This is a genomic window from Sphingomonas sp. CV7422, assembly GCF_027945725.1.
Lineage (GTDB): Bacteria > Pseudomonadota > Alphaproteobacteria > Sphingomonadales > Sphingomonadaceae > Sphingomonas > Sphingomonas kyungheensis.
In genome coordinates this window covers 1,301,229-1,324,248 of sequence record NZ_CP115900.1, presented here as the reverse complement: position 1 = coordinate 1,324,248, position 23,020 = coordinate 1,301,229, and the positions used below count along the sequence as shown (strand labels likewise).

Genomic DNA, 23,020 nt, shown 5'->3' with positions numbered 1-23,020 from the left:
AACGGGCCGCCCTTTTTCGTGGCCGCTCAGAACAGCTTGCGCACCGTCAGCTTGACCATCCGGCCATAGGGATCGAGGAAGGCGCGCTGATAGCGATAGGGCGTCATGCCGTTGCGATCGCGCACGACGGTGCGCGTGTTGAGCAGGTTGTTGACGTTGAACTGGAAGCTCAGGCTCTTCGCCCAGGCCGCGCCGTTCGCGATCTTCTGCGCATCGATCGTGCTGTAGAGGGCCAGGAAGGTCCGTCCCGAAAAGGACAGGTCCGACGCGGCGATCGGGCTGCGGATGCGCGTCGCCCCCTGCCACATGCCGAACACGCCGCCGTTGACCGCACCCACCGAGCCACCGAGCGTGCCCTGCACCTCGTAGCGCGTTCGTCCGCCGTTGCCGGTGACCGACTCCCCCGCGAGCAGATCGAGCTCAGGCTGTCCCACCCGGGGCAGTAGGCGATCATCGATCCGGGCGGTGGCAGTGACGAACGTATAGAGCGACGGTCGCGGCTTGGGCGGCGGAGGCGGTGGCGCTTCCTTGGCGGGCGGCGGTGGCTCGGGCGGCTTCGCCCCAAGCATCGTCCACAGCGAGACGCGCGCCTGCAGCTTGCGCTCGCGCTCGCGCGCCAGATTGAGCGGGCGGAGGTCGACCAGCACCAGCCGGCCGGCGGCATCCCGCTCGAACCGGTTGGGGAAGGCGGATTGCAACGCATCGGTGCCGCCGACCGGATAGCTGACCTGGCCGTCGGTCGTCGTCTCGATATAGTCGAGGTTGAACCGCAACTCCTTGCCGCGGAACGGCTGCCAGCCGATACCCGCGGTATCGATCTGCCGCCGCTGCGGGCCGAGCGCGGGATTGCCGCCGGCGACCACGGTGACCAGCGGGCTGGTGCCGGTGAGGAAGTCGAAGAAGGGCGCATTGGGCACCGCGACCACCGGCTGGGTGAGCAGCGCGATCTCCGGCGCGGTGCGGCTGACGCTGGTCGAGGCGGTGATCTGCACCCGCTTGCGCGGTGCCCAGATCAGCCCGAGGTTGCGGCTGGCGAGGCTGCCGTAATCGGACACGGCAGCGATACCAATGCCGGCATTGGCGGTGAGCGTCCCCAGCGGCGACAGGATGCCGCGCTCCGCCGAGGCGAGCGGCAGCTCGAAAGCGACGTTGGCGCTCTCCGTATCGCGGCGCAAAGGCGGCGTCGCGGCGGCGGTGGAGTGCCCCGCGCTCGACGTGCGGGCGGCGTCGGCGGTCAGCGTGACGCGCGCATCGCCGGCGGGAAGCGCGAGCAGCGGCCCGGTGACGTTGGCCTTGGCCGATACGGTCCGCGCGAGCGTGCGACTGCGGCTGACCTCGCGCTGGCGCAGCCACGCCGCATCGAACGGCTGGAACGGATCGGCGCCGGCGTCGATCGCCGCCTGCGCCGCGCCGGTATCGACGCCGAGATCGACCATCGCGCTGGTCCGGCTCCGGTCGTAGCTGCCGGTCACCGACCACAGCCAGCGCCGCAGGCTGCCCTGCAACGTCGCGCCGCCGTGCAGCGTCAGCGCGCGCGTCCGCTGCGCCAGCACCCCCGCCTCGGGCAGATAGCGGTAGAGCAGCACGTCGCCGGCGAAGGGCGCGGCAGGATTGCCGGCGGGGACGCGCAGCGCCGCGGTCGACAGGCCGGCGAGTCCCATCCCGCGTTGCGCATCCATCGACAGGTTGAGCGATCCGGTCACCGTCCTGCCGATCGGCATCGCGTGCGTCGCATTGACGCGCAGCTGGTCGCGGCTGGTGAGCGACTGATACGGCGCCAGATCGGTGATCCGCCGCGGCCCCGCCGCCGCGGCGGCGTAACCGGCAAGCGTGGCCCGTGCGCCCGGATCGCCCGGCACCGACACGCTCGTCACCGGCCGTCCGGCGAGCGCATCGAGCGCCGGATCGACCGATCCGCCCGCCGGCGCCGCGATCGTACCAATCGTATCGTAGAGCACGCCGGGGTCGGGCGCCGGCGAGCGACGCGATGCGAGGAGCGGATCCTGCCGTTCGTACGACAGGGTCACCGAGGTGCGGCGATCCTTGTCGAGCCGGGTCGATCCGAGCAGGAAGGTCGCCGCGCTGCCGCCGCCCTCGGTGGTGGTCGACGCGTCCTCGCTCGCCTCGAGTGCACGGAAGCGGCGTTTGGTGATAAAGTTGGTGATCCGTACCGTCGGCGGAAAACCGAAACGCGCGGAGTCGCTTTCCGCCAGGATCTCGGTACGTTCGATCGCCTCGGGCGGCAGCGTCTGCAATTCCTCATAGCCCGAGATGCGCCGCCCGTTGAGCAGGAACACCGGATCGGCGCCGCTGTTCGAGGTGGTGAGCGGCTTGAGCAGCCGCAGCAGATCGTCGATCCGACTCGCGCCGAGCGCCTTGATCGCCTGCGCATCGAGCACCGCCACCGGCGCGCTGTCACCGATCGCCGAGCCGCGCAGCTTCTCGCCGACGACGACGATATCGTCGGGCGGTGCATGCGCTGCGGTTTGTGCCGCGCTGCCGCCCGGTATCGCGAGCGCGATTCCCCCGATGAACCACCGCCGCATCCGCCCCTCCCCAAGAGCTTTGTTGCCCCTGCCCGACTATCGGCAGTCTCTTATCGTAGGCAGAATTGGGAAGATCGCGCCAGCAATTATAGGTTCTCTTCGGAAGCCGTACGGATTCACTTACTTAGTGGCATCGGCAGGCGGCGATTCGACCGAATGCCCACTCACCCGCGATAGAATACCACCGCCACGCCCGCGATCAGCAGCGCGACCAGCACGAGCACCGGGACGCGCCGCGCCCGCCTCGCCGCCGCGGCGGTCTCATAGGCATCCATGTCGAACCAGAAGCGCCCGGCCGCCGGCATGCGGATCGATCCGTCGGCGATCATTGCCGCAAAGGCGCGCGCCTCGCGCGCGTCGCGCGGGGTGAAGGCGATCGCATCGTCCGCGGTCACCGCATGCGCCGCGACGAACTGCGGCGCGATGCTGCCGCGGACGAGATAGCGGTCGCGCACCGTGCCGCGCGACGGCTCGCGCGTCAGCCGCGCGGTCACCGCCGTTTGCCCTGATGACGGATGTTCGCCGGCCGGCCACGGTGCTTGATGACGCGGTCCTTGCGCGGTGACGAGACGTGCCGCGCACCCGGCGCCGCCCCCTTGCCGCCGGGCAGTTCGAAACGCAGCGCCCCCGACACCGGATTCGCCTCCGCCAGCCGCAGTTCGACGCGCTGGCCGAGCGTATAGGCCTCGCCGCTCTGCTCGCCGACCAGCGTGCGCGACGCCTCGTCGAAGCGAAAATATTCACCGCCGAGATCGCGCACCGGCATCAGCCCGTCGCCGCCGATCCCCTCCACCGTCGCGAAGAAGCCGTAATTCTGTACGCCGGTGATCCGCGCGCCGACCGTCTCGCCGACCTTCTCGGCGAGGAAGGCGGCGACATAGCGGTCGATCGTATCGCGCTCCGCCTCCATCGCCCGGCGCTCATAGCCGCTGATCGTCTCGCCGATCACGTCCATCGCCGCCGCGTCGGTCTGGCCGAGCCCGCCCTCGCCGAGCCGATAGGCGGCGACGAGCGAGCGGTGGACGAGCAGATCGGCATAGCGCCGGATCGGCGACGTGAAATGCGCATAGGAGCCGAGCGACAGGCCGAAATGCCCCTGGTTGGCGGGCGCGTAATAGGCCTGGGTCTGGGTGCGCAGCACCTGCTCCATCACCTGCGGCCGAAAGTCGGCATCGCCGACGCGCGCCAGCACGTGATTGAAGGTCGCCGGGCGGATCACCTGCCCGAGCGCCAGCGGCACGTCGAACGTTTCGAGATAGTCCTTGAGCGCGACGAGCTTCTCGCGGCTGGGCGGCTCGTGGACGCGGTACATCACCGGCGCCTTCTTCGCCTCCAGCGCCTTGGCGGCGGCGACGTTGGCGGCGATCATATAATCCTCGATCAGCCGGTGCGCATCGAGCCGCTCGCGCGGCGCGACCGACATGATCCGCCCCATCTCGTCGAGCACCACCCGCCGTTCCGGCAAATCGAGATCGAGCGGCTCGCGCGCGTCGCGCGCCTTGGCGAGCGCACGCCAGCAGTCCCAGAGGTGGCGGAGGGATTCGCGCAATTCCTCCCCGGCACGGGGAGGGGTACCGCGCCGCGCAGCGGCGTGGTGGAGGGGCGCTTCCTCGGGCGGTGTCGCTGGTGGCGCCCCCCCTCCACCAGCTTCGCTGGTCCCCCTCCCCGTGCCGGGGAGGAATGAGTCAGAAATCGCCTGCGCCTCTTCATACGCCAGGTTCGCCGCGATCCGCACCCTTGCGCGCGTAAACCGCCAGCTCTTCAGCGCCCCCGACCGGCTGATCTGCAGATGGCACACCAGCGCCGCGCGATCCTCGCCCTCCTTGAGCGAACATACCTCGGCCGACAGGATCTCGGGCAGCATCGGCACCACCCGATCCGGGAAATAGACCGAATTGCCGCGACGCCGCGCCTCGCGGTCGATCTCCGATCCCGGCCGCACATAGAAACTGACGTCGGCGATCGCCACCACCGCCTGCCAGCCGCCGCTGTTGGCGGGATCGTCGTCGGGCGCGGCCCACACCGCATCGTCGTGATCGCGCGCATCGGCGGGATCGATCGCGACGATCGGCAGGTGCGTCAGATCCTCGCGATCGTCGCCGAGCGGCAGTTCGGAGACGCGCGCCGCCTCGTCGAGCGTATCGCCGGTGAACACGTCGGGGATGCCAAGCTTGTGGATCGCGATCAGCGAGAAGCTGCGCGGTGCGAACGGATCGCCGAGCCGCTGGACGACGCGCACGCTGATCCGCGGCGGCCGACCGGTCATTTCGGCCATCACCAGATCGCCCGCCTCGGCACCGCCGGTATCGGAGACGGGGAATTCGCGGCGGTCCTTCTTCTCGACCCCGGTCAGCCAGAAGCGCTCCCCCTCGCGCCGCAGCACGCCGAGCACCTGTTCGGACGCCTTGGCGAGCACCTTCATCGGATGCGCGATCCAGCCGTTGCCTGCTTGCTCGGTGCGCGCCAGCACGCGCTCGCCGATGCCGAGCGCGCCACGCTTGCGCTCGCGCACCCGCAGACGCGGCGGCGGCGTCTCCGCCTCCCAGCGATCGGGCACTGCCCAGACCGTCCCGCCGTCATCGACGTCGGCGACGCGCAGCACCGTCACCTTGGGCAAGCCCCCCATCTTGTGAAAGGCGCGGCCGGGCGCGCTGTCGATCAGCCCCTCGTCCGCCATGTCCTTGAGCAAGGCCTTGAGCGCGATCTTCTCCTGCGCGGTGAGCCCGAACGCCTTGGCGATCTCGCGCTTGCCGGCGGGCACGTCGGAGGTTTCGATGAACTGGAGGATCTGCGCCTGCGTCGGCAGACCGGGTCTGTTTTTATGTTTCACGCAGCGAAGATAGGGATTGGACCCGGCAACGTCATGCCCCAACTTTGCGCCGGGCGGCGCGAGCCGCTACAGCGCCGCCATGTCGCCGTTCCGCGTCTGCGCGCTCTATCGCTTCACCCCGTTCGACGATCCTGCCGGCTTGCGCGGCCCGCTGCTCGACGCCTGTCTCGCCGCCGGGGTGAAGGGCACGCTGCTGCTCGCGCCCGAGGGGATCAACGGTACGATCGCCGGTCCGGACGCGGGGGTCGCGGCGGTGCTCGCGCATATCCGCGCGCTTCCCGGCTGTGCGACGCTCGACGTCAAGGAGGCGCGCGCCGAGACGATGCCGTTCCACCGCACCAAGGTGCGGCTCAAGCGCGAGATCGTGACGATGGGCGTCGAACAAGTCGATCCGCTCGCCGCCGGCCATTATGTCGAGCCCGCCGACTGGAACGCGCTGATCGCCGATCCGGCGACGGTGGTGATCGACACGCGCAACGATTACGAGGTGGCGGTCGGCAGCTTCGCCGGCGCGATCGATCCGCAGACGCACAGCTTCCGCGACTTCCCCGCCTGGTTCCGCGCGCATCGCGACGAACTGCTCGCCGGCGGCAAGCAGGTGGCGATGTTCTGCACCGGCGGCATCCGCTGCGAAAAGGCGACCGCCTTCCTCAAGGCGGAGGGCGTCGCCGACGTCTTCCACCTCAAGGGCGGCATCCTGCGCTATCTGGAGGAGATACCCGCCGCGCAGAGCGCATGGCAGGGCGAATGTTTCGTCTTCGACGAGCGCGTCGCGGTCGGCCACGGTCTCGCGCCGGGCAGCCACGGCCTGTGCCGGGCGTGCCGGATGCCGGTTTCCGCCGACGATCGCCAGTCGCCGCTCTATGCGGAAGGCGTGAGCTGCCCGCGCTGCCACGCCACGCGTGACGACGCCGCCAAGGCGCGCGCCGCCGAACGCCACCGCCAGGTCCAGCTCGCCGAGGCACGGGGCGAGGCGCACGTCGGCGCGACATACGAGGCGTAGGGCTTAGGGCGGTTAAGGCCACAAGCGTCACGCCCTGCTCTCACCCTATCGGTCGCTGCGCGACCTCTTCCCTCTCCCGGCGGGAGGGGGAAAAGCGGCGTAGCCGCGAAGGGGGAGGACGGGAGCGGGACGTTAGCGAAAGCCCCTCAATACGCCCGCGCCAGCAACACCCGCTCCACCGCCGGCGCGCCGGTGAATAGGCACGTCCCGTCCGCCGCCGCCGCATCGGACGGCGCGTTGCGGATCGTCAGCTTGAGCGCCTTCAATCGCTCGACCACCGCGTCGAGCGCCGCGCCGGTCGGCCGTGACCATTGCACCTCGACCCAGCCGGGGTTGACCGCCCCCTCGGCGAAATGCGCCTCGACCGCGGCGAAATCCGCCGCCGGGACGATCGCCGCGGTCAGCCGCGCGCGCGCCTCGTCATGCAGCGCCTGCTGGATCGCGGCGAGCAGCGCCGGCACCTCCGCGACGAAACCGTCGCGCGGCAGGACCTGCGAATCGAGCTTGCCGTCCTCGCGATACAGCCGGTCGCGGCGGATCACCGAGACGTTGTCGCCCGCCATGTCGCGCCCGCCGATCTCGACGACGATCGGCGCGCCCTTCTTGACCCAGCCCCAGCGCTTGGTCGCCGCCTTGGCGGGCTTGAGGTCGAGCAGCGCGCGCACCGGCTCGCCGAGCGCGGACAGGCCGGCGAGCGCCGCCTGCACCTCTTTGGCATAAGCGATCAGCGCCTCGTCCTCGGGCGTGTCGCGCAGCATCGGCACGATCACCACCTGCCACGGCGCGATCCGCGGCGGCACGCGCAGGCCGTCGTCATCGCCATGCACCATGATGACGCCGCCGATCATCCGCGTGCTCACCCCCCAGCTCGTCGTCTGCGCGAGTTCGAGCTCGCCGCTGGCGTTCTGGAAGCGGATGTTCTGCGCGCGGGCGAAGTTGGTGCCGAGGAAATGGCTGGTGCCCGCCTGCAGCGCCTTGCCGTCCTGCATCATCGCCTCGATGCTGTAGGTCGCGACCGCGCCGGGGAAGCGCTCGTTCTCCGGCTTCTCGCCCGCGACCACCGGCAGCGCGAGGCACTCCTCGGCGAAGCTGCGATAGACTTCGAGCATCTTGAGCGTCTCGTCACGCGCCTCGTCGGCGGTGGCGTGCGCGGTATGGCCCTCCTGCCAGAGGAACTCGCTGGTGCGCAGGAACATGCGGGTGCGCATCTCCCACCGCACGACATTGGCCCATTGGTTGATCAGCACCGGCAGATCGCGCCACGACTGGACCCAGCGCGAGAAAGCGGTGCCGATCACCGTCTCCGACGTCGGGCGCACGACCAGCGGCTCCTCCAGCTTGGCGGCGGGATCGGGCACCAGCCCGCCCTTGCCGTCGCCGATCAGCCGGTGGTGCGTGACCACCGCCATCTCCTTGGCGAAGCCCTCGACATGCTCCGCCTCCTTCTCGAAATAGGAGAGCGGGATGAACAGGGGGAAATAGCAATTCTCATGCCCGGTCGCCTTGATCCGGTCATCGAGCAGCCGCTGGATCCGCTCCCAGATGCCATAGCCCCACGGCCGGATGACCATGCAGCCGCGCACCCCCGATTCCTCGGCGAGGTCGGCCTCGGCGATGACGGTCTGATACCAGGCGGCGAAATCCTGTGCGCGGGTGACGGAGAGAGCGTGCTTCATGCGTGGGACGCCTAGCCAAAGCCGCTGCGTCCGTCACCCCCTGCACGATCGCGGATCAGCGCACCGGCGGATGCGGGTCCGACAGGATCGCCCACAGGAAGAAGGCGGCGACCGCGGCGATGCCGAGCAGCCAGCCGTAGCGATCGATCCACGCGACCGGCGACTTGCCGAGATCCGCGCGCACCTGCACCGCGTCGATCGGCGCGCCATGGCCACATTGATCGCACCGGCTGGCGTAGCGCACCCCGGTCGGCCAGCGGAACAGCCACATGATGTGATGCACGCGATACGCCAGATGCTTGTAGAAACCGCGCTGGCATTCGCAGGTCGGGCAATGTCTGCGCCCGTCCGGCCCCAGATCGCGGCTGACCGTCTTCGATCCCCAAGTGATGAACATAGTCCCCCCAGTCGATCTCTCTCTTATAGAAAGATCACCGGGGGCTCAGATCGGCGGCGTCCGATTTCCCGCTGCCGCGAGCATCCGCTTGCCGCGCAGATACATTTCCAGCCGCTGCGCACTGAACAGGCCGAGCGCCAGCGCCATCAACAGGTCGGGGATCGCCATCGGATCGAGCCCCGCCGGCCCCGCATATGTCATCGCGCCGCGCGCGCCGCTGCGCACGACGATCAGCAGCACGATGAACAGCAAGGCCGCCGGCGACGCGGTCTGGCCGAGCCGGTGCGTCTCGGGATCGAGCGTGATCCGCATCATCTTGCCGCGCTGCCAGCCGAGCGCCGCGCCGAGCGCCAGCGCGACGAGGCAGAACAGCCAGCCGCGGCCGCGCGGCGGAAAGCGGCTGAACGTGACGGCGATCACCGCCGCATAGACTGCGGGCAGGACCCAGAGATGTTCGAGCTTGAGCGGCCGCACCCGCTTCATCCGCCGCCAGCGGATCGCCATCACCACCGCGACGACGACGAGCGGCAGGGCATAGTTGATCCAGTCCATCACTCTCCGCCCCGCCAGTCTAAACTTGAGTTCAGTCGCCTGCACATCGGTGACATGAAGCAACCCATTAGCTAGCGCCGGACGATGAGAGCCTGGCCTTCCCTGCCCCGCAGCGCAAAAATCAAAGCGACCGGTTACGTCATTTCGACCTTCAGCGTCGTTCTTCTGGCGATCGTTTCCTGGCGCAGCGCCAGTCGCGATTCCGCGCTCGCCCTGTGCCTCGTCTGCGGCGCGACGACCTCGATCATCGGCATGATCATGCGGCTCTACTCATATGAAGTCGAGAAAACCGAGCCCGCCGACTGACCGCCCGATCGGCCGATACGGTCGCCCCCGCCCGTCACGCCCGGGCGGGGGACCGTATGCTACTCCGCCGCCTGGGCGAGCGGCGCGTCCTTCCACACCAGCACCGGCTTGCGTGCCGCCTGCGTCTCGTCGAGGCGCGCGCGCGGCGCGAAATGCGGCGCGGTCTTGAGGCTGGCATCGCCCGCCTTCGCCCGTTCCGCCACCGAGCGCAGCGCGCCGACGAACTGGTCGAGCGCCGCCTTCGATTCGGTCTCGGTCGGCTCGACCAGCATCGCGCCGTGGACGACGAGCGGGAAATAGACCGTCATCGGGTGGAAGCCCTCGTCGATCAGCCCCTTGGCGACATCCAGCGTCGAGAAGCCCTCGGCGAGATTGGCGTCGGAGAAGATCGCCTCGTGCATGCACGGCCCGGCCTTGGCGAAGGGCGCGTCGAGCGTGCCCTCCAGCGAGCGCAGCACGTAATTGGCGTTGAGCACCGCATCCTCGGCGACCTGGCGCAGGCCGTCGGCGCCGTGGCTGAGGATATAGGTCAGCGCGCGCGTGAACATGCCCATCTGGCCGTGGAAGGCGACCATCCGGCCGAAGCTGCCGGCGTGATGCTCGCCGGCATTCTCCTCCTCGATTAGCACGAATTGCTCGCCCTGCTTCTCGACGAACGGCAGCGGCGCGAACGGCGTCAGCGCCTCGGAAAAGACCACCGGCCCCGAGCCCGGCCCGCCGCCGCCGTGCGGCGTCGAGAAGGTCTTGTGCAGGTTGATGTGCATCGCATCGACGCCGAGATCGCCCGGCCGCACCCGGCCGACGATCGCGTTGAAATTGGCGCCGTCGCAATAGACGTAGCCGCCCGCGTCATGCACCGCGTCGGAGATCGTCTTGAGGTCGCGTTCGAACAGGCCGCAGGTATTGGGGTTGGTGATCATCACCCCGGCGACGTCCGGCCCGAGCCGCGCGATCAGCGCCGCGGTGTCGACACGGCCGTCGGCGGTGGCGGGAATGTCCTCGACCGCGAAGCCGGCGAAGGCGGCGGTGGCGGGGTTGGTGCCGTGCGCCGATTCGGGCACCAGCACGATCTTGCGATGCCCCTCGCCGCGCGCTTCCAGCGCCGCCTTGATCGCGAGGATGCCGCACAATTCGCCGTGCGCGCCCGCCTTGGGGCTCATCGCGACGCTGGTCGTGCCGGTCAGCGTAACCAGCCAGTGCGCGAGCTGATGGATCACCTCAAGCGCGCCCTGCACCGTATCGACCGGCTGCAACGGATGCACGTCGGCGAAGCCGGGCAGTCGCGCCATCTTCTCGTTGAGCCGCGGATTGTGCTTCATCGTGCACGAGCCGAGCGGGAACAGGCCCAGGTCGATCGCATAATTCTGGCGCGACAGGCGGGTGTAATGGCGCACCGCCTCCGGCTCGGCGAGCCCGGGCAGGCCGATCGCCGCCTTGCGCGCGAGGCCACCGAGGCGCGACGCCGGTGCCGCCGCATCGATGCCCGTGAAGTCGACGCCGGTGGTCTGCGTGTCGCCGATCTCGAAGATCAGCGCTTCCTCCAGCATCAGCGCCTTGTTGCCGGTGGCGGTCGGTGCGGCGGGCTTGCCGTCGCCCGCGGTCATCTGCGGACGCCAGCCGCTCTGATTGATGCTCATGCCAGAACCTCCTCGAGTGCGGCGGCAAGGGTTTCGATGTCCTCCGCGCTGGTCGTCTCGGTCACCGCGACGATCAGCCCGTTGGCGAGCGCCGCCTCGCCCGGATAGAGCCGGCCGAGCGACACGCCCGCGAGGATGCCGCGATCGGCGAGCGTGCGCACGACGGGACGCGCCTCGACCGGCAGCCTGACGGTGAATTCATTGAAGAAGCTCTCGGTGACCAGCTCCACGCCGGGCACCTGCGACAGCCGGTCGGCGGCGCGGCAGGCGGCGGCATGGTTGATCGCCGCAAGCCGGCGCAGCCCCGCCTCGCCGAGCAAGGTCATGTGCACCGAGAAGGCGAGCGCGCACAGCCCCGAGTTGGTGCAGATGTTGCTCGTCGCCTTCTCGCGCCGGATATGCTGTTCGCGCGTCGACAGCGTCAGCACGAAACCGCGGCGCCCGTCGGCATCGACCGTCTCGCCGCAGAAGCGGCCGGGCATCTGGCGGATGTACTTCTCCTTGCAGCCCATCAGCCCGACATAGGGGCCGCCGAACTGCAGGCCGACGCCGAGTGACTGGCCCTCGCCGACGACGATGTCGGCGTCCATCTCGCCCGGCGCGGTGATCGCGCCGAGCGCCACCGGCTCGGTGACGACCGCGATCAGCAGCGCCTTGTTGGCGTGGCAGGCGTCGGCGAGCGGGGTGAGGTCGGTGATGCGGCCGAGGATGTCGGGATATTGCACGACGACGCACGACGTGTCCGCGTCGATCGCCGCGATCAGCGCCTCGACATCGGTCTCGGCGGTCAGCGCCGGCGTCGCGGTCTGCAACTGGTCGCCGGTATATTTGGCCATCGTCTTGGCGACGCTGACATAATGCGGGTGGAGCCCGCCCGACAGGATCGCCTTGCCCTTGCGGGTGATGCGCCGCGCCATGCCGATCGCCTCCCAGCAGGCGGTCGAGCCGTCGTACATCGAGGCATTGGCGACGTCGGTGCCGAGCATCCGCGCGACCTGCGTCTGGAACTCGAACAGCATCTGCAACGTGCCCTGCGCGATTTCCGGCTGATAGGGCGTATAGGCGGTGAGGAATTCGCCGCGCTGGATGAGATGGTCGACGCTCGCCGGCACATGGTGGCGATAGGCCCCGGCGCCGAGGAAGAAGGGCACCTCGCCGGCGACGACGTTCTTGCGCGCCAGCGCGGTCATGTGCCGCTCGACCGCGAGTTCGGAGGCATGGCCCGGCAGGCCGGCGATCGGCCCGGACAGGCGGGCGGCCTCGGGCACGTCGACGAACAGATCGTCGATCGATCCCGCGCCGATGACCGAGAGCATCGCATCACGATCGGGCTGGGTAAGCGGCAGATAGCGCATCATCATTCCCTTGGAAGCCCCACCCCTTCCGGGGAGGGGCTAAGATAGGTCACAGCTTCGCGACGAAGTCCGCGTAGGCCGCTTCGTCCATCAGCGTCTCGAGCTCGGCCGGGTCGCTGAGCGTGATCTTGAAGAACCAGCCCTCCGCCTCCGGGTCCGAATTGACCAGGCTGGGATCGTCGGCGAGCGCGGCATTGCCCTCGGTCACCGTGCCCGACACTGGCGCATAGACGTCCGACGCGGCCTTGACCGACTCGACGACCGCCGCCTCGTCGCCCTTGCCGAGCTGCTTGCCCGCCTCGGGCACGTCGACGAAGACGATGTCGCCGAGCTGGCCCTGCGCATAGTCGGAGATGCCGACCGTGCCGGTGTCGCCGTCGACATCGACCCATTCATGATCTTCGGTGAAATAACGGCTCATCACTTGCCTCCTGCGCGGACATAGCGGTGGGGAACGAAGGGCAGCGGGGCGACCACCGCCTCATGGATCTTGCCGCGCTGGACGAGGAGCAGCGGCGTGCCCGCCTCCGCCAGCGCTGCGGGAACATAGGCCATGGCGATCGGCGCGCCGACGCTCGGCGCGAAGCCGCCGCTGGTGACGCGGCCGATCACCGCGCCATCGGCGTCGACGACGCTGGCCCCCTCGCGCACCGGCTGGCGCCCGGCGACCGACAGGCCGACGCGCTTGACCGCGGGGCCGTCGGTGCGCTCGGCAAGGATGCGCGCCGCACCGGCGAAGTCGGCGGCCTCGCGGCGGCGCTTCGACAGCGCGAAGCCGAGATCAGCCATCACCGGCGTCGTCTCGGGATCGAGGTCGTGGCCGTAGAGCGGCAGCCCGGCTTCGAGCCGCAGCGAATCGCGCGCGCCGAGGCCGATCGGCTTGACCTCCGGCTCGGCGCAGATCGCGTCGGCGAAGGCGGCGGCGGCCTCTGCGGGGATCGAGATCTCGACGCCATCCTCGCCGGTATAGCCCGAACGGCTGATCCACAGCGCATGGCCGTTCCACGCGAACGCGCCCGCGGTCATGAACACCAGCGCCTCGACGCCGGGCACCAGCCGCGCGACGGCAGCGACCGCCTTGGGGCCCTGGACCGCGAGCAAGGCCTGGTCTTCCATCAGGTTGAGCGTCACGTCATCGGGCAGCACGTCGAGCAGATAGGCGAGATCGTCATATTTGGTCGCGCCGTTGACCACGACATACAGGCTCGCCGCCCCGAACGGATGCGCGCCCTCTTCGGGCAGCGTCGTCACCATCAGATCGTCGAGGATGCCGCCCTCGTCGTTGAGCAGCAGCGAATAGCGGATCCTGGTCGGCGCGAGTCCCGCGACGTCGCCGGGCAGCACCTTCTCGAGCGCGGCGGCGACCGCGGCGGCGTCGATGCCGTCGCCGGTCAGGCCGACCTGCCCCATATGGCTGACGTCGAACAGACCCGCCGATTCACGCGTCCACAGATGCTCGGCCATGATGCCTTCATATTGGACGGGCATCTCATACCCGGCGAAGGGCACCATGCGGCCGCCGCGGGCGCGATGCCACGCGTCGAGCGGCAGCAACTGGATGGCGGGTTCGTCGCCGTCGAGCTCGTCAAGCGGGTCAGGCAGGGTGTCCGGCAGCGTGTCGCTCATCAACCGTCTCCAAAAAAGGCACACGATCCGGGTCGCGGGCCAGCCGCATCCGATCTCGTCATACCCCCTCTGTCACGGTGACCTGAGAGCTTTCACCCGGCGCATAACAGGCGGCGGGCTTACCCCTTCGGTGGCTCCTCAAAGGAACGCTTTCCAGAGTGTCGATAAGGCAGCGCGCGGTCCGTTATGCCTGAGAGATTCCGGGGTGGTTGCTCCTTCGGCGGCCTCCTTGTGAAGAGGCTCTCTCCCGCGCCCGCCCATGCCGGTCGCCCGGCATCGACGTGCGATGCTCTGGCGTCCCGCAAGGGCTTAGTCAATGCGGAAAGGCCCGCATCCGCCGCGGATCAGCGCTGCGCGTTATACTTCAGCTGATCGTCGGTGAGCTGGAAGCCGACCAGCGCCTCGAACGTCGCGCGCAGCACCGCGGTGCGCACCTCGGGCCGGGCGAGCGGATCGGTCGCGGCATCCTCGTCCCCCGCCTTGCGCTTGCGGGTGAGCTGGTCGCGCACCTCGTCGGGCAGCGTCGCCGCGGCGCGCGCGATCTGCGTCGAGGCGGTGCCGCTCGCCTGCGCGCGCGTCTGGCCGGCGTCGAAATGGACGGTCACCGCCCCCTTGCGCTTGGCGGTCACCGCGGTGCCGCCGCGGACGATGGCGATGTAATAGGGCAGCACCACGTCGCGCGCCGCATCGGCGCGGGTGCGCCGCGCCAGCACGTCGAAGGTAACGCTGGTGACGATCTGGTCGCCCGCGTCGTTGCAGGCGCCGCGTACGTGCGTCATGTTGGCGACGACGTCGATCGCGCTCTCGTCACGGCTGGTCGCCGGGTCGAACAGGGTGATGTCGCCGGTCCCCGCCGCGACGCCGACGGTCGGACAGGCCGAACGCACCGCCGAGATGCCGCCTTCGACGATCTCGCCCTTGCTGGCGCAGCCCGAGAGGATCAGCGCGAGGGCGGACAGGCCGAGAATCGTGGTTTTCACGGGGACGCATACCTTTGTCGAACGGTCAGTGACGCAGTCGCCGGCGGCCCGGCGGTACGGCGCGCACCATAGGAAGCGCCTTTCGCGCGTGCAAGCAATCGCGTAGAGCGACCGCCATGGCCTCTCTTCTTCAGCCGGACGGCGGCAAGCCCGTCCTCGATCTGCTGATCGCCGCGCCGCGCGGCTTTTGCGCCGGCGTCGACCGCGCGATCCGCATCGTCGAACTCGCGATCGAGAAACACGGCGCGCCGGTCTACGTCCGCCACGAGATCGTCCACAACAAGTTCGTCGTCGACACGCTGCGCGCTCAGGGCGCGGTGTTCGTCGAGGAGCTTGATCAGGTGCCGAACGGCGCGCCGGTCGTCTTCTCGGCGCACGGCGTGCCCAAATCGGTGCCCGCCGACGCGCAGAGCCGCGGGCTCGAATATCTCGACGCCACCTGCCCTCTGGTGTCGAAGGTGCACCGCCAGGCCGAACGCCTGGTCGCGACCGGCCGCCACATCATCTTCATCGGCCACGCTGGCCATCCCGAGGTGGTCGGCACCTTCGGACAGGTGCCGGACGGCGCGATGTCGCTGATCGAGACCGCCGCCGATGCCGAGACCTTCGCGCCGGTCGATCCCGACAATCTCGCCTTCCTCACCCAGACGACGCTGTCGGTCGACGATACCGCCGCGGTCGTCGCGGTGTTGCAGCGCCGCTTCCCCAACATGCTGCCGCCGCGCGGCGAGGACATCTGCTACGCCACCTCCAACCGGCAGGCGGCGGTCAAGGCGATCGCCGCGGCGTGCGATGCGATGCTGGTGATCGGCGCGCCCAATTCGTCCAACTCGGTGCGGCTGGTCGAGGTGGCGGAGCGCGAGGGGATTCCGGCGCGGCTGATCCAGCGCGCTGCCGATCTCGACTGGCGCTTCCTCGACGGCGTCGGCACGCTCGGCATCACCGCCGGCGCCTCGGCGCCCGAGCTGCTCGTGCGCGAGCTGGTCGAGCTGCTCTCGACCCGTTTCGACGTCACCGAGCGCGAGGAAGAGACGACGCGCGAGACGATCGCGTTCAAGCTGCCACGCGGGCTCGACGCCGCGGCATAGCCGCCCGCTTCCCCGGCCCGCGCCCGGGGGCGCGGCAATCGGGGGAGGAACACATGGCCGTCTACACCCATGTCTCGGCGGAGGCGCTGTCCGCCTTCCTGCGCCGCTATGACGGCGTCGGCGCGCTCGTCTCCGCCAAGGGCATCGCCGAAGGGGTGGAGAACAGCAACTATCTGGTCGACACCGATCGCGCGCGCTTCATCCTGACGCTCTACGAAAAGCGCGTCGATGCCGGCGACCTGCCCTTCTTCCTCGACCTGCTCGATCACCTCGCCGCGCGCGGACTGCCGGTGCCCCCAGCGATCCGCGACCGCGACGGCGTCGCGGTGCAGCAGCTCGAGGGCCGCCCCGCCTGCCTGATCCGCTTCCTCGCCGGCGTGTCGGTGACCCGCCCCACCCCGGCGCAGGCCGCCACCGCGGGTGCAGCGCTCGGCGCGCTGCACTGCGCCGCCGCGGATTTCAGCGGCACACGCGCCAACAGTCTCGGCATCGCCGACTGGCGGCCGTTGCTCGAACGCTGCGGCGGCGACCTCGATGGCATCGCGCCCGGCCTGTACGCGCGCGTCGACGGCGCGCTCGCCGCAGTCGAGGCGGACTGGCCGCACGATCTGCCGACGAGCGTCATCCACGCCGACCTGTTCCCCGACAACGTGTTGATGTTGGGCGACTCCGTGACCGGTTTGATCGATTTCTACTTCGCCTGCCGCGATCTGCGCGCCTATGACGTCGCGGTGATGCATGGGTCCTGGGCTTTCGATCCGCGCGGCGTGCCGCTCGATGGCGTCGGCGCGGCGCTGCTCGCCGGCTATGCGGCCGAGCACGGCCTGTCCGATGCGGAGCGCGCCGCGCTGCCGGTGCTGGCGCGCGGCGCGGCGCTCCGCTTCCTGCTCACCCGCGCCTGGGACTGGCTCAACACGCCGGCCGATGCGCTGGTGACGCGCAAGGATCCTCTCGCCTATCTGCGCCGGCTCGACTGGTATGATGCCCATCCGGAGGCTTTTGCATGACCGACCCCGCCGCCGCCCCGCTCGTCGAGATCGCCACCGACGGCGCCTGCAAGGGCAATCCCGGCCCCGGCGGCTGGGGCGCACTGCTCCGCTTCGGCGGCCACGAGAAGGAATTGTCCGGCGGCGAGCGGCTGACCACCAACAACCGCATGGAGCTGACCGCGGCGATCGAGGCGCTGCGCGTACTGACGCGGCCGTGCAAGATCCGCCTGTCGACCGACAGCAAGTACGTCATGGACGGCCTGACCCGCTGGATCCACGGCTGGCGCAAGAACGGTTGGCGCACCGCCGACAAGAAGCCGGTGAAGAACGCCGAACTCTGGCAGGCGCTGTTCGCCGAGACGCAGAAGCACGAGATCGAATGGGTCTGGGTCAAGGGCCACAATGGCGACGCCGACAATGAACGCGTCGACAAACTGGCCAGCGACGCCGCCCTCGCAGCGAGCCGGCCTGCCGTTTAAGGGGTCGCGCAGAGGCGCAGAGCCCTACCCCGCCGCGCCAGCGGCGATCAGGACAATCTGGTAAAGGGAGCCAGCCGCCCGTCCCGATCGTCCTCCGCGCCTCCGCGTGAGCACTCTTCTTCGCGATTTCGCGGCTTCGCGTGAACCATCCTTGCCATTCGCCTGATGGTCGGCAGCTTTGATCACGCGAAGACGCGGACACGCGAAGAGATTTGTTCACGTGGAGGCGCGGAGGCGCGGAGAGTTTGGATGTGGCGCGGCGGCGGCGCTGTCACCTCGGCGGTGTCGGGACGGCGGCTGCGCCGTGGATGCTCCCTCTGCACCCCTGCGCCAACCCTGCTCCCGGTCAGCCCGGCAGGAAGCGCCGCGCCGCATAACGATCGACGTCGATCCCCGCATAGGGCGCCGCCAACGGCGTGCCGAGCAGCAGGCTCGCCGCCACCGCCGCGCCGGCGGGGGCGGTCTGGATGCCGAAGCCGCCCTGCCCCGCGCACCAGAACAGCCCCGGCACCCGCGCGTCGAAGCCATAGACCGGCAGCCGGTCGGGCGCGAAGCTGCGCAGGCCGGCCCAGCGTCGCTCGACCGCGACGGCCCGCCAGTCGACGACCGATTCGAGCCGGTCGATCGCCTGCGCGACGTCGACCTCCTCGGGCGCGACGTCATGCGGACCGACCGGCGTCTCGTCATGGGGACTGAGCCACAGCCGCCCCGCCTCGGGCTTGAAATAGAAGCGCCCGGCGATGTCGGCGACGAGCGGCATCCCCGCCGGCGCGGATGGTTCGGTGCGCAGCTGCACCATCGTCCGCCGATAGGGCTGGATGCCGAGCGGCGCGGCGCCGACCCGCCCGGCGACCGCATCGGCCCACGCCCCCGCCGCATTGACGAGCAGCCGCGCCCGGAACGTCCCGGCGGGCGTGTCGATCGTCCACACCCCCGCCTTGCGCTGCGCCGCGATCAGCGCGGCATCGGTGGCGATCACGCCGCCGGCCCGCCGGAACGCGGCGAGATAGGCGGCATGCAGCGCCGCGACATCGATATAGGCGCAGCTCGCCTCCATCACGCCGAGCGTCCAGTCGGGCCGCAGCCCCGGCACCCGCTGGTGCGGATCGACCCGCTCCAGCGCCACCGCGGTACCGGCGAACGAGTCGACGAACGCATCGACCTGCGCGGCATCCGCCGCCCGGCCGACGTGGAGCGAGCCGAGCGGCGCCAGGAAGCCGCCGTCACGCAATGCCGGGCCGGAGGCGCTGGTCAGCGGCTGGATGCCGGGGCCGCCATAGGTCTCCGACCAGAAGGCCGCCGACCGCCCGGTGCTGTGATAGCCCGGCTGCGCCTCCGCCTCGAGCAGCAGCACGCGCGCCGCGCCGACGATCGCGGCGGCGAGCCCCGCCCCTGCGATGCCACCGCCGACGATGGCCACGTCGTGGATCACGTCCGCCGCTCCAGAAAGTCGGTGATCGCCCGACAGGCGCGCAGCCGCACGCCATCCGCCTCGCGCAGGATCTCATGCGCCGCCTCCGCGCCGAAGCGGATCAGCTCGACATCGGGCAATCGCGCGGCGAGGCGGCGCGCGGCGGCGCTGTCGACCAGCTGATCGTGGTCGGCGACCAGCATCAGAACCGGCACCGCAAGCCGCGTGAGCCGCGGGTCGGCGAGCAGCCGCGCGCCGGAGACGAACGCCTCGCGCACCCAGGCCCAGCTCGGCGGGCCGAGCAGTAGATCGGGGTCGCGGCCATACCAATAGGCCTCGTCGCTATATCGTTCGAGCGAATGGGTCAGCCGTTGCTGGCGATGGCCGGAGGTGGCATCGCCGGGCCGCGTCTTCCACACCGGCCGCGCCGGATCGCCGAACCGCGTCGCCGCCGCGGCAACCAGCGCGCCGATCCGGCTGCCGAGCGGCGAGCGGATGCCGATCATCGGCGCGACCAGCACCGCCGCATCGGGCGTCACTCCCCCGTCGAGCATCGCGCGCAGCGCGAGATGCGCGCCCATCGAATGCCCGAGCAGCACCGCCGGCCCCGCCGCCTCGCCGCGCCAGTCCTGCCAGAAGGCGGCGAGATCGGCGACCCAGGGCGCGAAGCTCGCCGCATGGCCGACGTGGCGATCGCCGGCGAGCCGGCCCGATCCGCCCTGCCCGCGCCAGTCGAACGCGGTCACCGACCAGCCGTGCGCATGCAGGTGGCGGAAAGTCTCGATGAACTTCTCGATGATGTCGGCGCGCCCGCCCTGCACCAGCACGCGGCCGCGCGGCGCGGGATGCGGCCAGTCGAAGCGGCGGTGCTGCCAGCCGTCCGGCGCACGCCATAGCGACAGGCGCGATTCGGCGGGCCATTGGCGGCGCAGCTCGTCTTGCTCGGTCATCGTCGCGCTGGTTACGTTTTCGCAAGCCATCCCGTCTACCTACGCATGACGATGGGGTGGGATAATCTTCTGGTCGCGGCTTTGGCCGTCATGCTCGGCGCACTGCTGGTGGCCGCGGGGATCGAGGATGCCCGTACCCGTGAGATCGCCAACGTCAAGAATGCCGCGATCGCATTGCTCGCCCCCCTGTGGTGGTGGGCGCTCGGCCTCGGCTGGACGGAGGTCGGCGTGCAGCTGCTCGTCGCGGCGATCGTCTTCGCGCTGTTCGTCGGCGCCTTCGCGCGCGGCTGGATGGGCGGCGGCGACGTCAAGATGATCGGCGCGCTGGCGCTATGGCTGCCGCTCGGCGGGCTATTGCAGATGCTGATGGTGATGTCGGTGCTCGGCGGGGCGATCACGATCGCGATGATGATCGAGCGGCGCTGGCAGCGCCGCATCGGCCAGGTCGAGGTGCCTTATGGCGTCGCCATCGCCGCCGCGGCGCTGCTCGCCTTACCCGCTACAATGCCAGCGCTTTGAAGACGAACCGGATTTTAACCAGTCTCGGCTCATAGTCCGGCCACTGCCCCCGGTGTGCTGAAAGGCCCGTTGAGAACATGGATAGTCGCAAGATCGTTTTGCTGGTGGGCGCCCTGCTCGTCGCCGGCATCACGGCATTCTTTGCCCGCACGTTGATCGCGGGTTCGTCGGCGCCGCAGGCGATGGCGATGGGCGCCCCCGCCCCGGTCGTCGCCAACGGCCCCGAGGTGCTGGTCGCCACCCGTACGCTGCCGGTCGGCACGATCCTCGATGCCACCGCGCTCAAGTTCCAGCCGTGGCCCCGCGAGCTGGTCGACAACGCCTATTACCTCAAGCCGAGCACCGATCTCAGCAAGCTGACCGGCACCGTCGTCCGCAACGCGATCACCGCGGGCCAGCCGGTGACGCGCGGCGCGCTCGTCTCGCCGGGCGATCGCGGCTTCCTCGCCGCGGCGCTCGCGCCGGGGATGCGCGCGGTGACGGTGAGCGTGTCGAGCCAGGCGGCGGTCGCCGGCTTCGTCTTCCCGGGCGATCGCATCGACCTCGTGCTGACGCAGACGGTGCCGGGCGGCGGCGATGGCCAGCCGCTCAAGGTGTCCGAGACGATCATGCGCAACGTCCGCGTGCTCGCCACCGACCAGCGCACCGACAATGTCGTCGGCGAGGACGGCAAGTCCAAGGTCAGCACCTATTCGACCGTGACGCTGGAGGCGACGCCCAAGATGGCCGAGAAGATCGCGGTGGCGCGGACGATCGGCGACCTGTCGCTGTCGCTGCGCGCGCTCGCCGACAATTCGACCCAGCTGGAAGAGGCGATCGCCAGCGGCGCGGTCAAGGTGCCCGACGGCGATGCCCGCGCCGAAAAGGCGATGATGCTGCGCGTCGCGAGCGAGCCGCAGACCGGCGGCAGCACCTACGCGACCGGCGCCGACGTCTCGCGCTTCCAGCGCAGCACCGTGCCGCCGCGCACGCCGACCACCGGCACCGCGGCAACCGGCACGCCCGGCACCCCCGGTGCGGTCGTCATCCAGGGGCCGGTCGTGCGCGTCGCGCGCGGCAACAGCGTGACCGTCGTACCGGTCGGAGGGAAGAACTAATGGCTTCGTCGCAGACCTTCCGCGCGCCGCGCCGTCGCGCCGCCGCCCTCGGCCTGATGCTGGCGAGCAGCATCGCATTGCCGCTCGGCGTCGCCGATGCGCGGGCGCCCGATGCCACCGTCGCGCGCAGCTCTTCGATCGTCCAGGTCAACACCGGCCGCGGCCGGCTGGTGACGCTGTCGCGGCCGATGAGCGACGTGTTCGTCGCCGACGATTCGGTCGCCGACGTCCAGGTCCGCTCGCCGACCCAGCTGTACATCTTCGGCAAGAAGACCGGCGAGACGACGATCTCGGCGACGACGAAGGGCGGCGCGGTCGTCTATGCGACCACCGTCCGCGTCGGCAACAACCTTGATTCGATCGCGGCGATGCTGCAGCTGGCGATGCCGGAGGCGCATCTCACCGCGACGCCGATGAACGGGCTGGTGCTGCTCACCGGCACCGTCGCCGGCCCGGGCGACGCCGCCGAGGCGGAGCGGCTGGTCCAGGCCTATGTCGGCGATTCGACCAAGGTGCTCTCGCGCCTGCGCACCGCAACGCCGTTGCAGGTCAACCTCCAGGTGCGGATCGCGGAAGTGAGCCGGACGTTCATCAAGAACGTCGGGGTCAATCTCGGCTCGGTGGACGGAACCGGCGGATTTAAGTTCGGCATCGGTCGCGGTGGAGTCAGCCCTCAATATGCCCCCGGGCAGCCATTGGCGACGGGCTTCAACACGGGCTCAGGTTACAGCCTCGTTGCGCCCGGCACGTCGGGGTCCACGCTTGGCCTCGCCGGCAAGCTGCTCGGTCTCGACCTGCTCGCCGCAGTCGATCTCGGCGAGACGCTGGGACAGGTGACGACGCTCGCCAACCCCAATCTCACCGCGCTGTCGGGCGAGACCGCGACCTTCCTCGCCGGCGGCGAGATCCCGATCCCGCTGTCCGGCGGCCTCGGCACCGTCACCGTCGAATACAAGCAATATGGCGTCAGCCTCGCCTATACGCCGACCGTCCTGTCCGACGGCCGCATCTCGCTGCGCGTCCGTCCCGAGGTGTCGCAGATCGACAATGCCAGCGCGGTCACGGTCAGCGGCACCCGCGTCCCCGGCATCACCACCCGCCGCGCCGAGACGACGCTGGAGCTCGGCTCGGGCCAGAGCATGATGATCGGCGGCCTGCTGTCGAACACGCACGGCAACAATATCGACAAGACGCCGTTCCTCGGCGACCTGCCGATCATCGGCTCGCTGTTCCGCTCGACCAACTTCCAGCGCAACGAGACCGAGCTGGTGATCATCATCACCCCCTATCTGGTCAAGCCGATCAACAATCCGGCGCAGGTCGCGCTGCCGCACGACGGCTATCGCGCGCCGGGCGATGCCGAGCGCATCCTGCTCGGCGAGGTCGGCGGCGGCGGCAGCGGGCCGCGGCCGGTGCCGGTGATGGTGCCCGGCGGCCAGCCGGTGCCGCCGACGCTCGGCGCCGCCGCCGCGGTGCCGCCGGCGCCGCAGCGCCAGCCGGTGCCCGCCGCCGATCCGCGTGCCGCATCGAAGAAGAAGAGCGCCGCGCCCGCCCCGGGCTTCTCCGACTGATGGCCCCC

21 protein-coding genes and 2 riboswitches are annotated in these 23,020 nt (G+C 70.0%); of the genes, 8 read left to right on the top strand and 13 right to left on the bottom strand.

Going from position 1 to position 23,020, the window contains the following annotated elements; all coding sequences use genetic code 11:
* Nucleotides 1-26: 26 nt before the first annotated feature.
* The 3 genes from PBN85_RS06485 to PBN85_RS06475 all read right to left on the bottom strand — a co-directional run bounded on the left by PBN85_RS06485 (nucleotide 27) and on the right by PBN85_RS06475 (nucleotide 5,376).
* Nucleotides 27-2,546 (bottom strand): TonB-dependent receptor, encoded by a 2,520-nt coding sequence (locus PBN85_RS06485; RefSeq protein WP_271300498.1) that lies wholly within the window; start codon nucleotides 2,544-2,546, stop codon nucleotides 27-29.
* Between the two features lie 164 nt (nucleotides 2,547-2,710).
* Nucleotides 2,711-3,040 (bottom strand): hypothetical protein, encoded by a 330-nt coding sequence (locus PBN85_RS06480; RefSeq protein ID WP_037530468.1) that lies wholly within the window; start codon nucleotides 3,038-3,040, stop codon nucleotides 2,711-2,713.
* The gene (locus PBN85_RS06475) at nucleotides 3,037-5,376 is read right to left on the bottom strand and encodes a ribonuclease R family protein (protein ID WP_271300497.1); all 2,340 of its coding nucleotides are present in this window, start codon (nucleotides 5,374-5,376) and stop codon (nucleotides 3,037-3,039) included. Before PBN85_RS06475 ends, PBN85_RS06480 begins: the two co-directional genes overlap by 4 nt.
* 79 nt (nucleotides 5,377-5,455) lie before the next feature.
* On the opposite strand from PBN85_RS06475, the gene trhO reads away from it, so the two are divergent.
* Entirely contained in the window at nucleotides 5,456-6,379 is a 924-nt protein-coding gene (gene trhO / locus PBN85_RS06470) for an oxygen-dependent tRNA uridine(34) hydroxylase TrhO (RefSeq protein WP_271300496.1), read from the top strand.
* Nucleotides 6,380-6,525: 146 nt separating this feature from the next.
* On the opposite strand, the gene proS is transcribed toward trhO, so the two are convergent.
* Genes proS through PBN85_RS06455 form a run of 3 tightly spaced genes read right to left on the bottom strand, consistent with a single transcriptional unit; the run spans nucleotide 6,526 to nucleotide 9,004 of the window.
* Complete coding sequence (gene proS / locus PBN85_RS06465; RefSeq protein ID WP_271300495.1) at nucleotides 6,526-8,055, bottom strand: proline--tRNA ligase; 1,530 nt, start codon at nucleotides 8,053-8,055, stop codon at nucleotides 6,526-6,528.
* Nucleotides 8,056-8,110: 55 nt separating this feature from the next.
* Nucleotides 8,111-8,452, bottom strand: coding sequence for a hypothetical protein (locus tag PBN85_RS06460; protein WP_037530462.1), 342 nt, complete (start codon nucleotides 8,450-8,452; stop codon nucleotides 8,111-8,113).
* A gap of 45 nt (nucleotides 8,453-8,497) precedes the next feature.
* Nucleotides 8,498-9,004: a CcdC protein domain-containing protein gene (locus PBN85_RS06455; RefSeq protein WP_271300494.1), complete on the bottom strand. Its 507-nt coding sequence runs from the start codon at nucleotides 9,002-9,004 to the stop codon at nucleotides 8,498-8,500.
* An 84-nt stretch (nucleotides 9,005-9,088) separates the two neighbouring features.
* On the opposite strand from PBN85_RS06455, the gene PBN85_RS06450 reads away from it, so the two are divergent.
* Nucleotides 9,089-9,310: a hypothetical protein gene (locus PBN85_RS06450; RefSeq protein WP_271300493.1), complete on the top strand. Its 222-nt coding sequence runs from the start codon at nucleotides 9,089-9,091 to the stop codon at nucleotides 9,308-9,310.
* Between the two features lie 59 nt (nucleotides 9,311-9,369).
* Here the strand turns inward: PBN85_RS06450 and gcvPB are convergent, their stop codons facing one another.
* The 5 genes from gcvPB to PBN85_RS06425 form a co-directional block, all read right to left on the bottom strand.
* Nucleotides 9,370-10,947, bottom strand: coding sequence for an aminomethyl-transferring glycine dehydrogenase subunit GcvPB (gene gcvPB, locus PBN85_RS06445; RefSeq protein ID WP_271300492.1), 1,578 nt, complete (start codon nucleotides 10,945-10,947; stop codon nucleotides 9,370-9,372).
* Nucleotides 10,944-12,302, bottom strand: coding sequence for an aminomethyl-transferring glycine dehydrogenase subunit GcvPA (gcvPA, locus tag PBN85_RS06440; protein ID WP_271300491.1), 1,359 nt, complete (start codon nucleotides 12,300-12,302; stop codon nucleotides 10,944-10,946). The genes gcvPB and gcvPA overlap by 4 nt, the downstream gene beginning before the upstream one ends.
* A gap of 49 nt (nucleotides 12,303-12,351) precedes the next feature.
* Nucleotides 12,352-12,723 carry a glycine cleavage system protein GcvH gene (gcvH, locus tag PBN85_RS06435; protein WP_037530452.1) on the bottom strand — a complete coding sequence of 124 codons (372 nt, stop codon included), beginning with the start codon at nucleotides 12,721-12,723 and terminating at the stop codon, nucleotides 12,352-12,354.
* Nucleotides 12,723-13,928, bottom strand: a complete 1,206-nt coding sequence (gene gcvT / locus PBN85_RS06430; protein WP_271300490.1) for a glycine cleavage system aminomethyltransferase GcvT — start codon at nucleotides 13,926-13,928, stop codon at nucleotides 12,723-12,725. Before gcvT ends, gcvH begins: the two co-directional genes overlap by 1 nt.
* A gap of 59 nt (nucleotides 13,929-13,987) precedes the next feature.
* Nucleotides 13,988-14,095, bottom strand: a riboswitch (glycine riboswitch).
* A riboswitch (glycine riboswitch) is annotated at nucleotides 14,096-14,188 on the bottom strand.
* An 84-nt stretch (nucleotides 14,189-14,272) separates the two neighbouring features.
* Nucleotides 14,273-14,908 (bottom strand): hypothetical protein, encoded by a 636-nt coding sequence (locus tag PBN85_RS06425; protein ID WP_235199449.1) that lies wholly within the window; start codon nucleotides 14,906-14,908, stop codon nucleotides 14,273-14,275.
* Between the two features lie 116 nt (nucleotides 14,909-15,024).
* Between PBN85_RS06425 and ispH the strand changes: the two genes are divergently transcribed.
* From ispH to rnhA, 3 genes are read left to right on the top strand one after another with little or no spacing between them, the layout of a single operon-like run.
* Entirely contained in the window at nucleotides 15,025-15,996 is a 972-nt protein-coding gene (gene ispH, locus PBN85_RS06420) for a 4-hydroxy-3-methylbut-2-enyl diphosphate reductase (RefSeq protein WP_037530449.1), read from the top strand.
* 53 nt (nucleotides 15,997-16,049) lie between these two features.
* Complete coding sequence (thrB, locus tag PBN85_RS06415) at nucleotides 16,050-17,003, top strand: homoserine kinase (protein WP_271300489.1); 954 nt, start codon at nucleotides 16,050-16,052, stop codon at nucleotides 17,001-17,003.
* Nucleotides 17,000-17,464: a ribonuclease HI gene (gene rnhA / locus PBN85_RS06410; protein ID WP_037530445.1), complete on the top strand. Its 465-nt coding sequence runs from the start codon at nucleotides 17,000-17,002 to the stop codon at nucleotides 17,462-17,464. The genes thrB and rnhA overlap by 4 nt, the downstream gene beginning before the upstream one ends.
* A 346-nt stretch (nucleotides 17,465-17,810) precedes the next feature.
* Here the strand turns inward: rnhA and PBN85_RS06405 are convergent, their stop codons facing one another.
* Both PBN85_RS06405 and PBN85_RS06400 read right to left on the bottom strand, forming a co-directional pair.
* On the bottom strand, nucleotides 17,811-18,896 hold the full coding sequence (locus PBN85_RS06405) for an NAD(P)/FAD-dependent oxidoreductase (protein ID WP_271300488.1): 1,086 nt from the start codon (nucleotides 18,894-18,896) through the stop codon (nucleotides 17,811-17,813).
* A complete protein-coding gene (locus tag PBN85_RS06400; protein ID WP_271300487.1) occupies nucleotides 18,893-19,825 on the bottom strand; it encodes an alpha/beta fold hydrolase in 933 nt (310 codons plus the stop codon). The genes PBN85_RS06405 and PBN85_RS06400 overlap by 4 nt, the downstream gene beginning before the upstream one ends.
* Nucleotides 19,826-19,876: 51 nt before the next feature.
* Between PBN85_RS06400 and PBN85_RS06395 the strand changes: the two genes are divergently transcribed.
* The 3 genes from PBN85_RS06395 to PBN85_RS06385 all read left to right on the top strand — a co-directional run bounded on the left by PBN85_RS06395 (nucleotide 19,877) and on the right by PBN85_RS06385 (nucleotide 23,012).
* A complete protein-coding gene (locus PBN85_RS06395; protein WP_271300851.1) occupies nucleotides 19,877-20,344 on the top strand; it encodes an A24 family peptidase in 468 nt (155 codons plus the stop codon).
* Nucleotides 20,345-20,421: 77 nt separating this feature from the next.
* Nucleotides 20,422-21,441 (top strand): Flp pilus assembly protein CpaB, encoded by a 1,020-nt coding sequence (cpaB, locus tag PBN85_RS06390; protein WP_271300486.1) that lies wholly within the window; start codon nucleotides 20,422-20,424, stop codon nucleotides 21,439-21,441.
* Nucleotides 21,441-23,012, top strand: coding sequence for a type II and III secretion system protein family protein (locus PBN85_RS06385; protein WP_271300485.1), 1,572 nt, complete (start codon nucleotides 21,441-21,443; stop codon nucleotides 23,010-23,012). Before cpaB ends, PBN85_RS06385 begins: the two co-directional genes overlap by 1 nt.
* The last annotated feature ends 8 nt before the right edge of the window (nucleotides 23,013-23,020 follow it).

What these genes read in the sequence shown, in the direction of transcription:
- PBN85_RS06485 (WP_271300498.1), bottom strand. Translation starts at nt 2,546, where the DNA reads ATGCGGCGGTGGTTCATCGGGGGAATCGCGCTCGCGATACCGGGCGGC.
- trhO (WP_271300496.1), top strand. Translation starts at nt 5,456, where the DNA reads ATGTCGCCGTTCCGCGTCTGCGCGCTCTATCGCTTCACCCCGTTCGAC.
- proS (WP_271300495.1), bottom strand. Translation starts at nt 8,055, where the DNA reads ATGAAGCACGCTCTCTCCGTCACCCGCGCACAGGATTTCGCCGCCTGG.
- PBN85_RS06460 (WP_037530462.1), bottom strand. Translation starts at nt 8,452, where the DNA reads ATGTTCATCACTTGGGGATCGAAGACGGTCAGCCGCGATCTGGGGCCG.
- PBN85_RS06455 (WP_271300494.1), bottom strand. Translation starts at nt 9,004, where the DNA reads ATGGACTGGATCAACTATGCCCTGCCGCTCGTCGTCGTCGCGGTGGTG.
- PBN85_RS06450 (WP_271300493.1), top strand. Translation starts at nt 9,089, where the DNA reads ATGAGAGCCTGGCCTTCCCTGCCCCGCAGCGCAAAAATCAAAGCGACC.
- gcvPB (WP_271300492.1), bottom strand. Translation starts at nt 10,947, where the DNA reads ATGAGCATCAATCAGAGCGGCTGGCGTCCGCAGATGACCGCGGGCGAC.
- gcvPA (WP_271300491.1), bottom strand. Translation starts at nt 12,302, where the DNA reads ATGCGCTATCTGCCGCTTACCCAGCCCGATCGTGATGCGATGCTCTCG.
- gcvH (WP_037530452.1), bottom strand. Translation starts at nt 12,723, where the DNA reads ATGAGCCGTTATTTCACCGAAGATCATGAATGGGTCGATGTCGACGGC.
- gcvT (WP_271300490.1), bottom strand. Translation starts at nt 13,928, where the DNA reads ATGAGCGACACGCTGCCGGACACCCTGCCTGACCCGCTTGACGAGCTC.
- ispH (WP_037530449.1), top strand. Translation starts at nt 15,025, where the DNA reads ATGGCCTCTCTTCTTCAGCCGGACGGCGGCAAGCCCGTCCTCGATCTG.
- thrB (WP_271300489.1), top strand. Translation starts at nt 16,050, where the DNA reads ATGGCCGTCTACACCCATGTCTCGGCGGAGGCGCTGTCCGCCTTCCTG.
- rnhA (WP_037530445.1), top strand. Translation starts at nt 17,000, where the DNA reads ATGACCGACCCCGCCGCCGCCCCGCTCGTCGAGATCGCCACCGACGGC.
- PBN85_RS06400 (WP_271300487.1), bottom strand. Translation starts at nt 19,825, where the DNA reads ATGACCGAGCAAGACGAGCTGCGCCGCCAATGGCCCGCCGAATCGCGC.
- PBN85_RS06395 (WP_271300851.1), top strand. Translation starts at nt 19,877, where the DNA reads ATGGGGTGGGATAATCTTCTGGTCGCGGCTTTGGCCGTCATGCTCGGC.
- cpaB (WP_271300486.1), top strand. Translation starts at nt 20,422, where the DNA reads ATGGATAGTCGCAAGATCGTTTTGCTGGTGGGCGCCCTGCTCGTCGCC.
- PBN85_RS06385 (WP_271300485.1), top strand. Translation starts at nt 21,441, where the DNA reads ATGGCTTCGTCGCAGACCTTCCGCGCGCCGCGCCGTCGCGCCGCCGCC.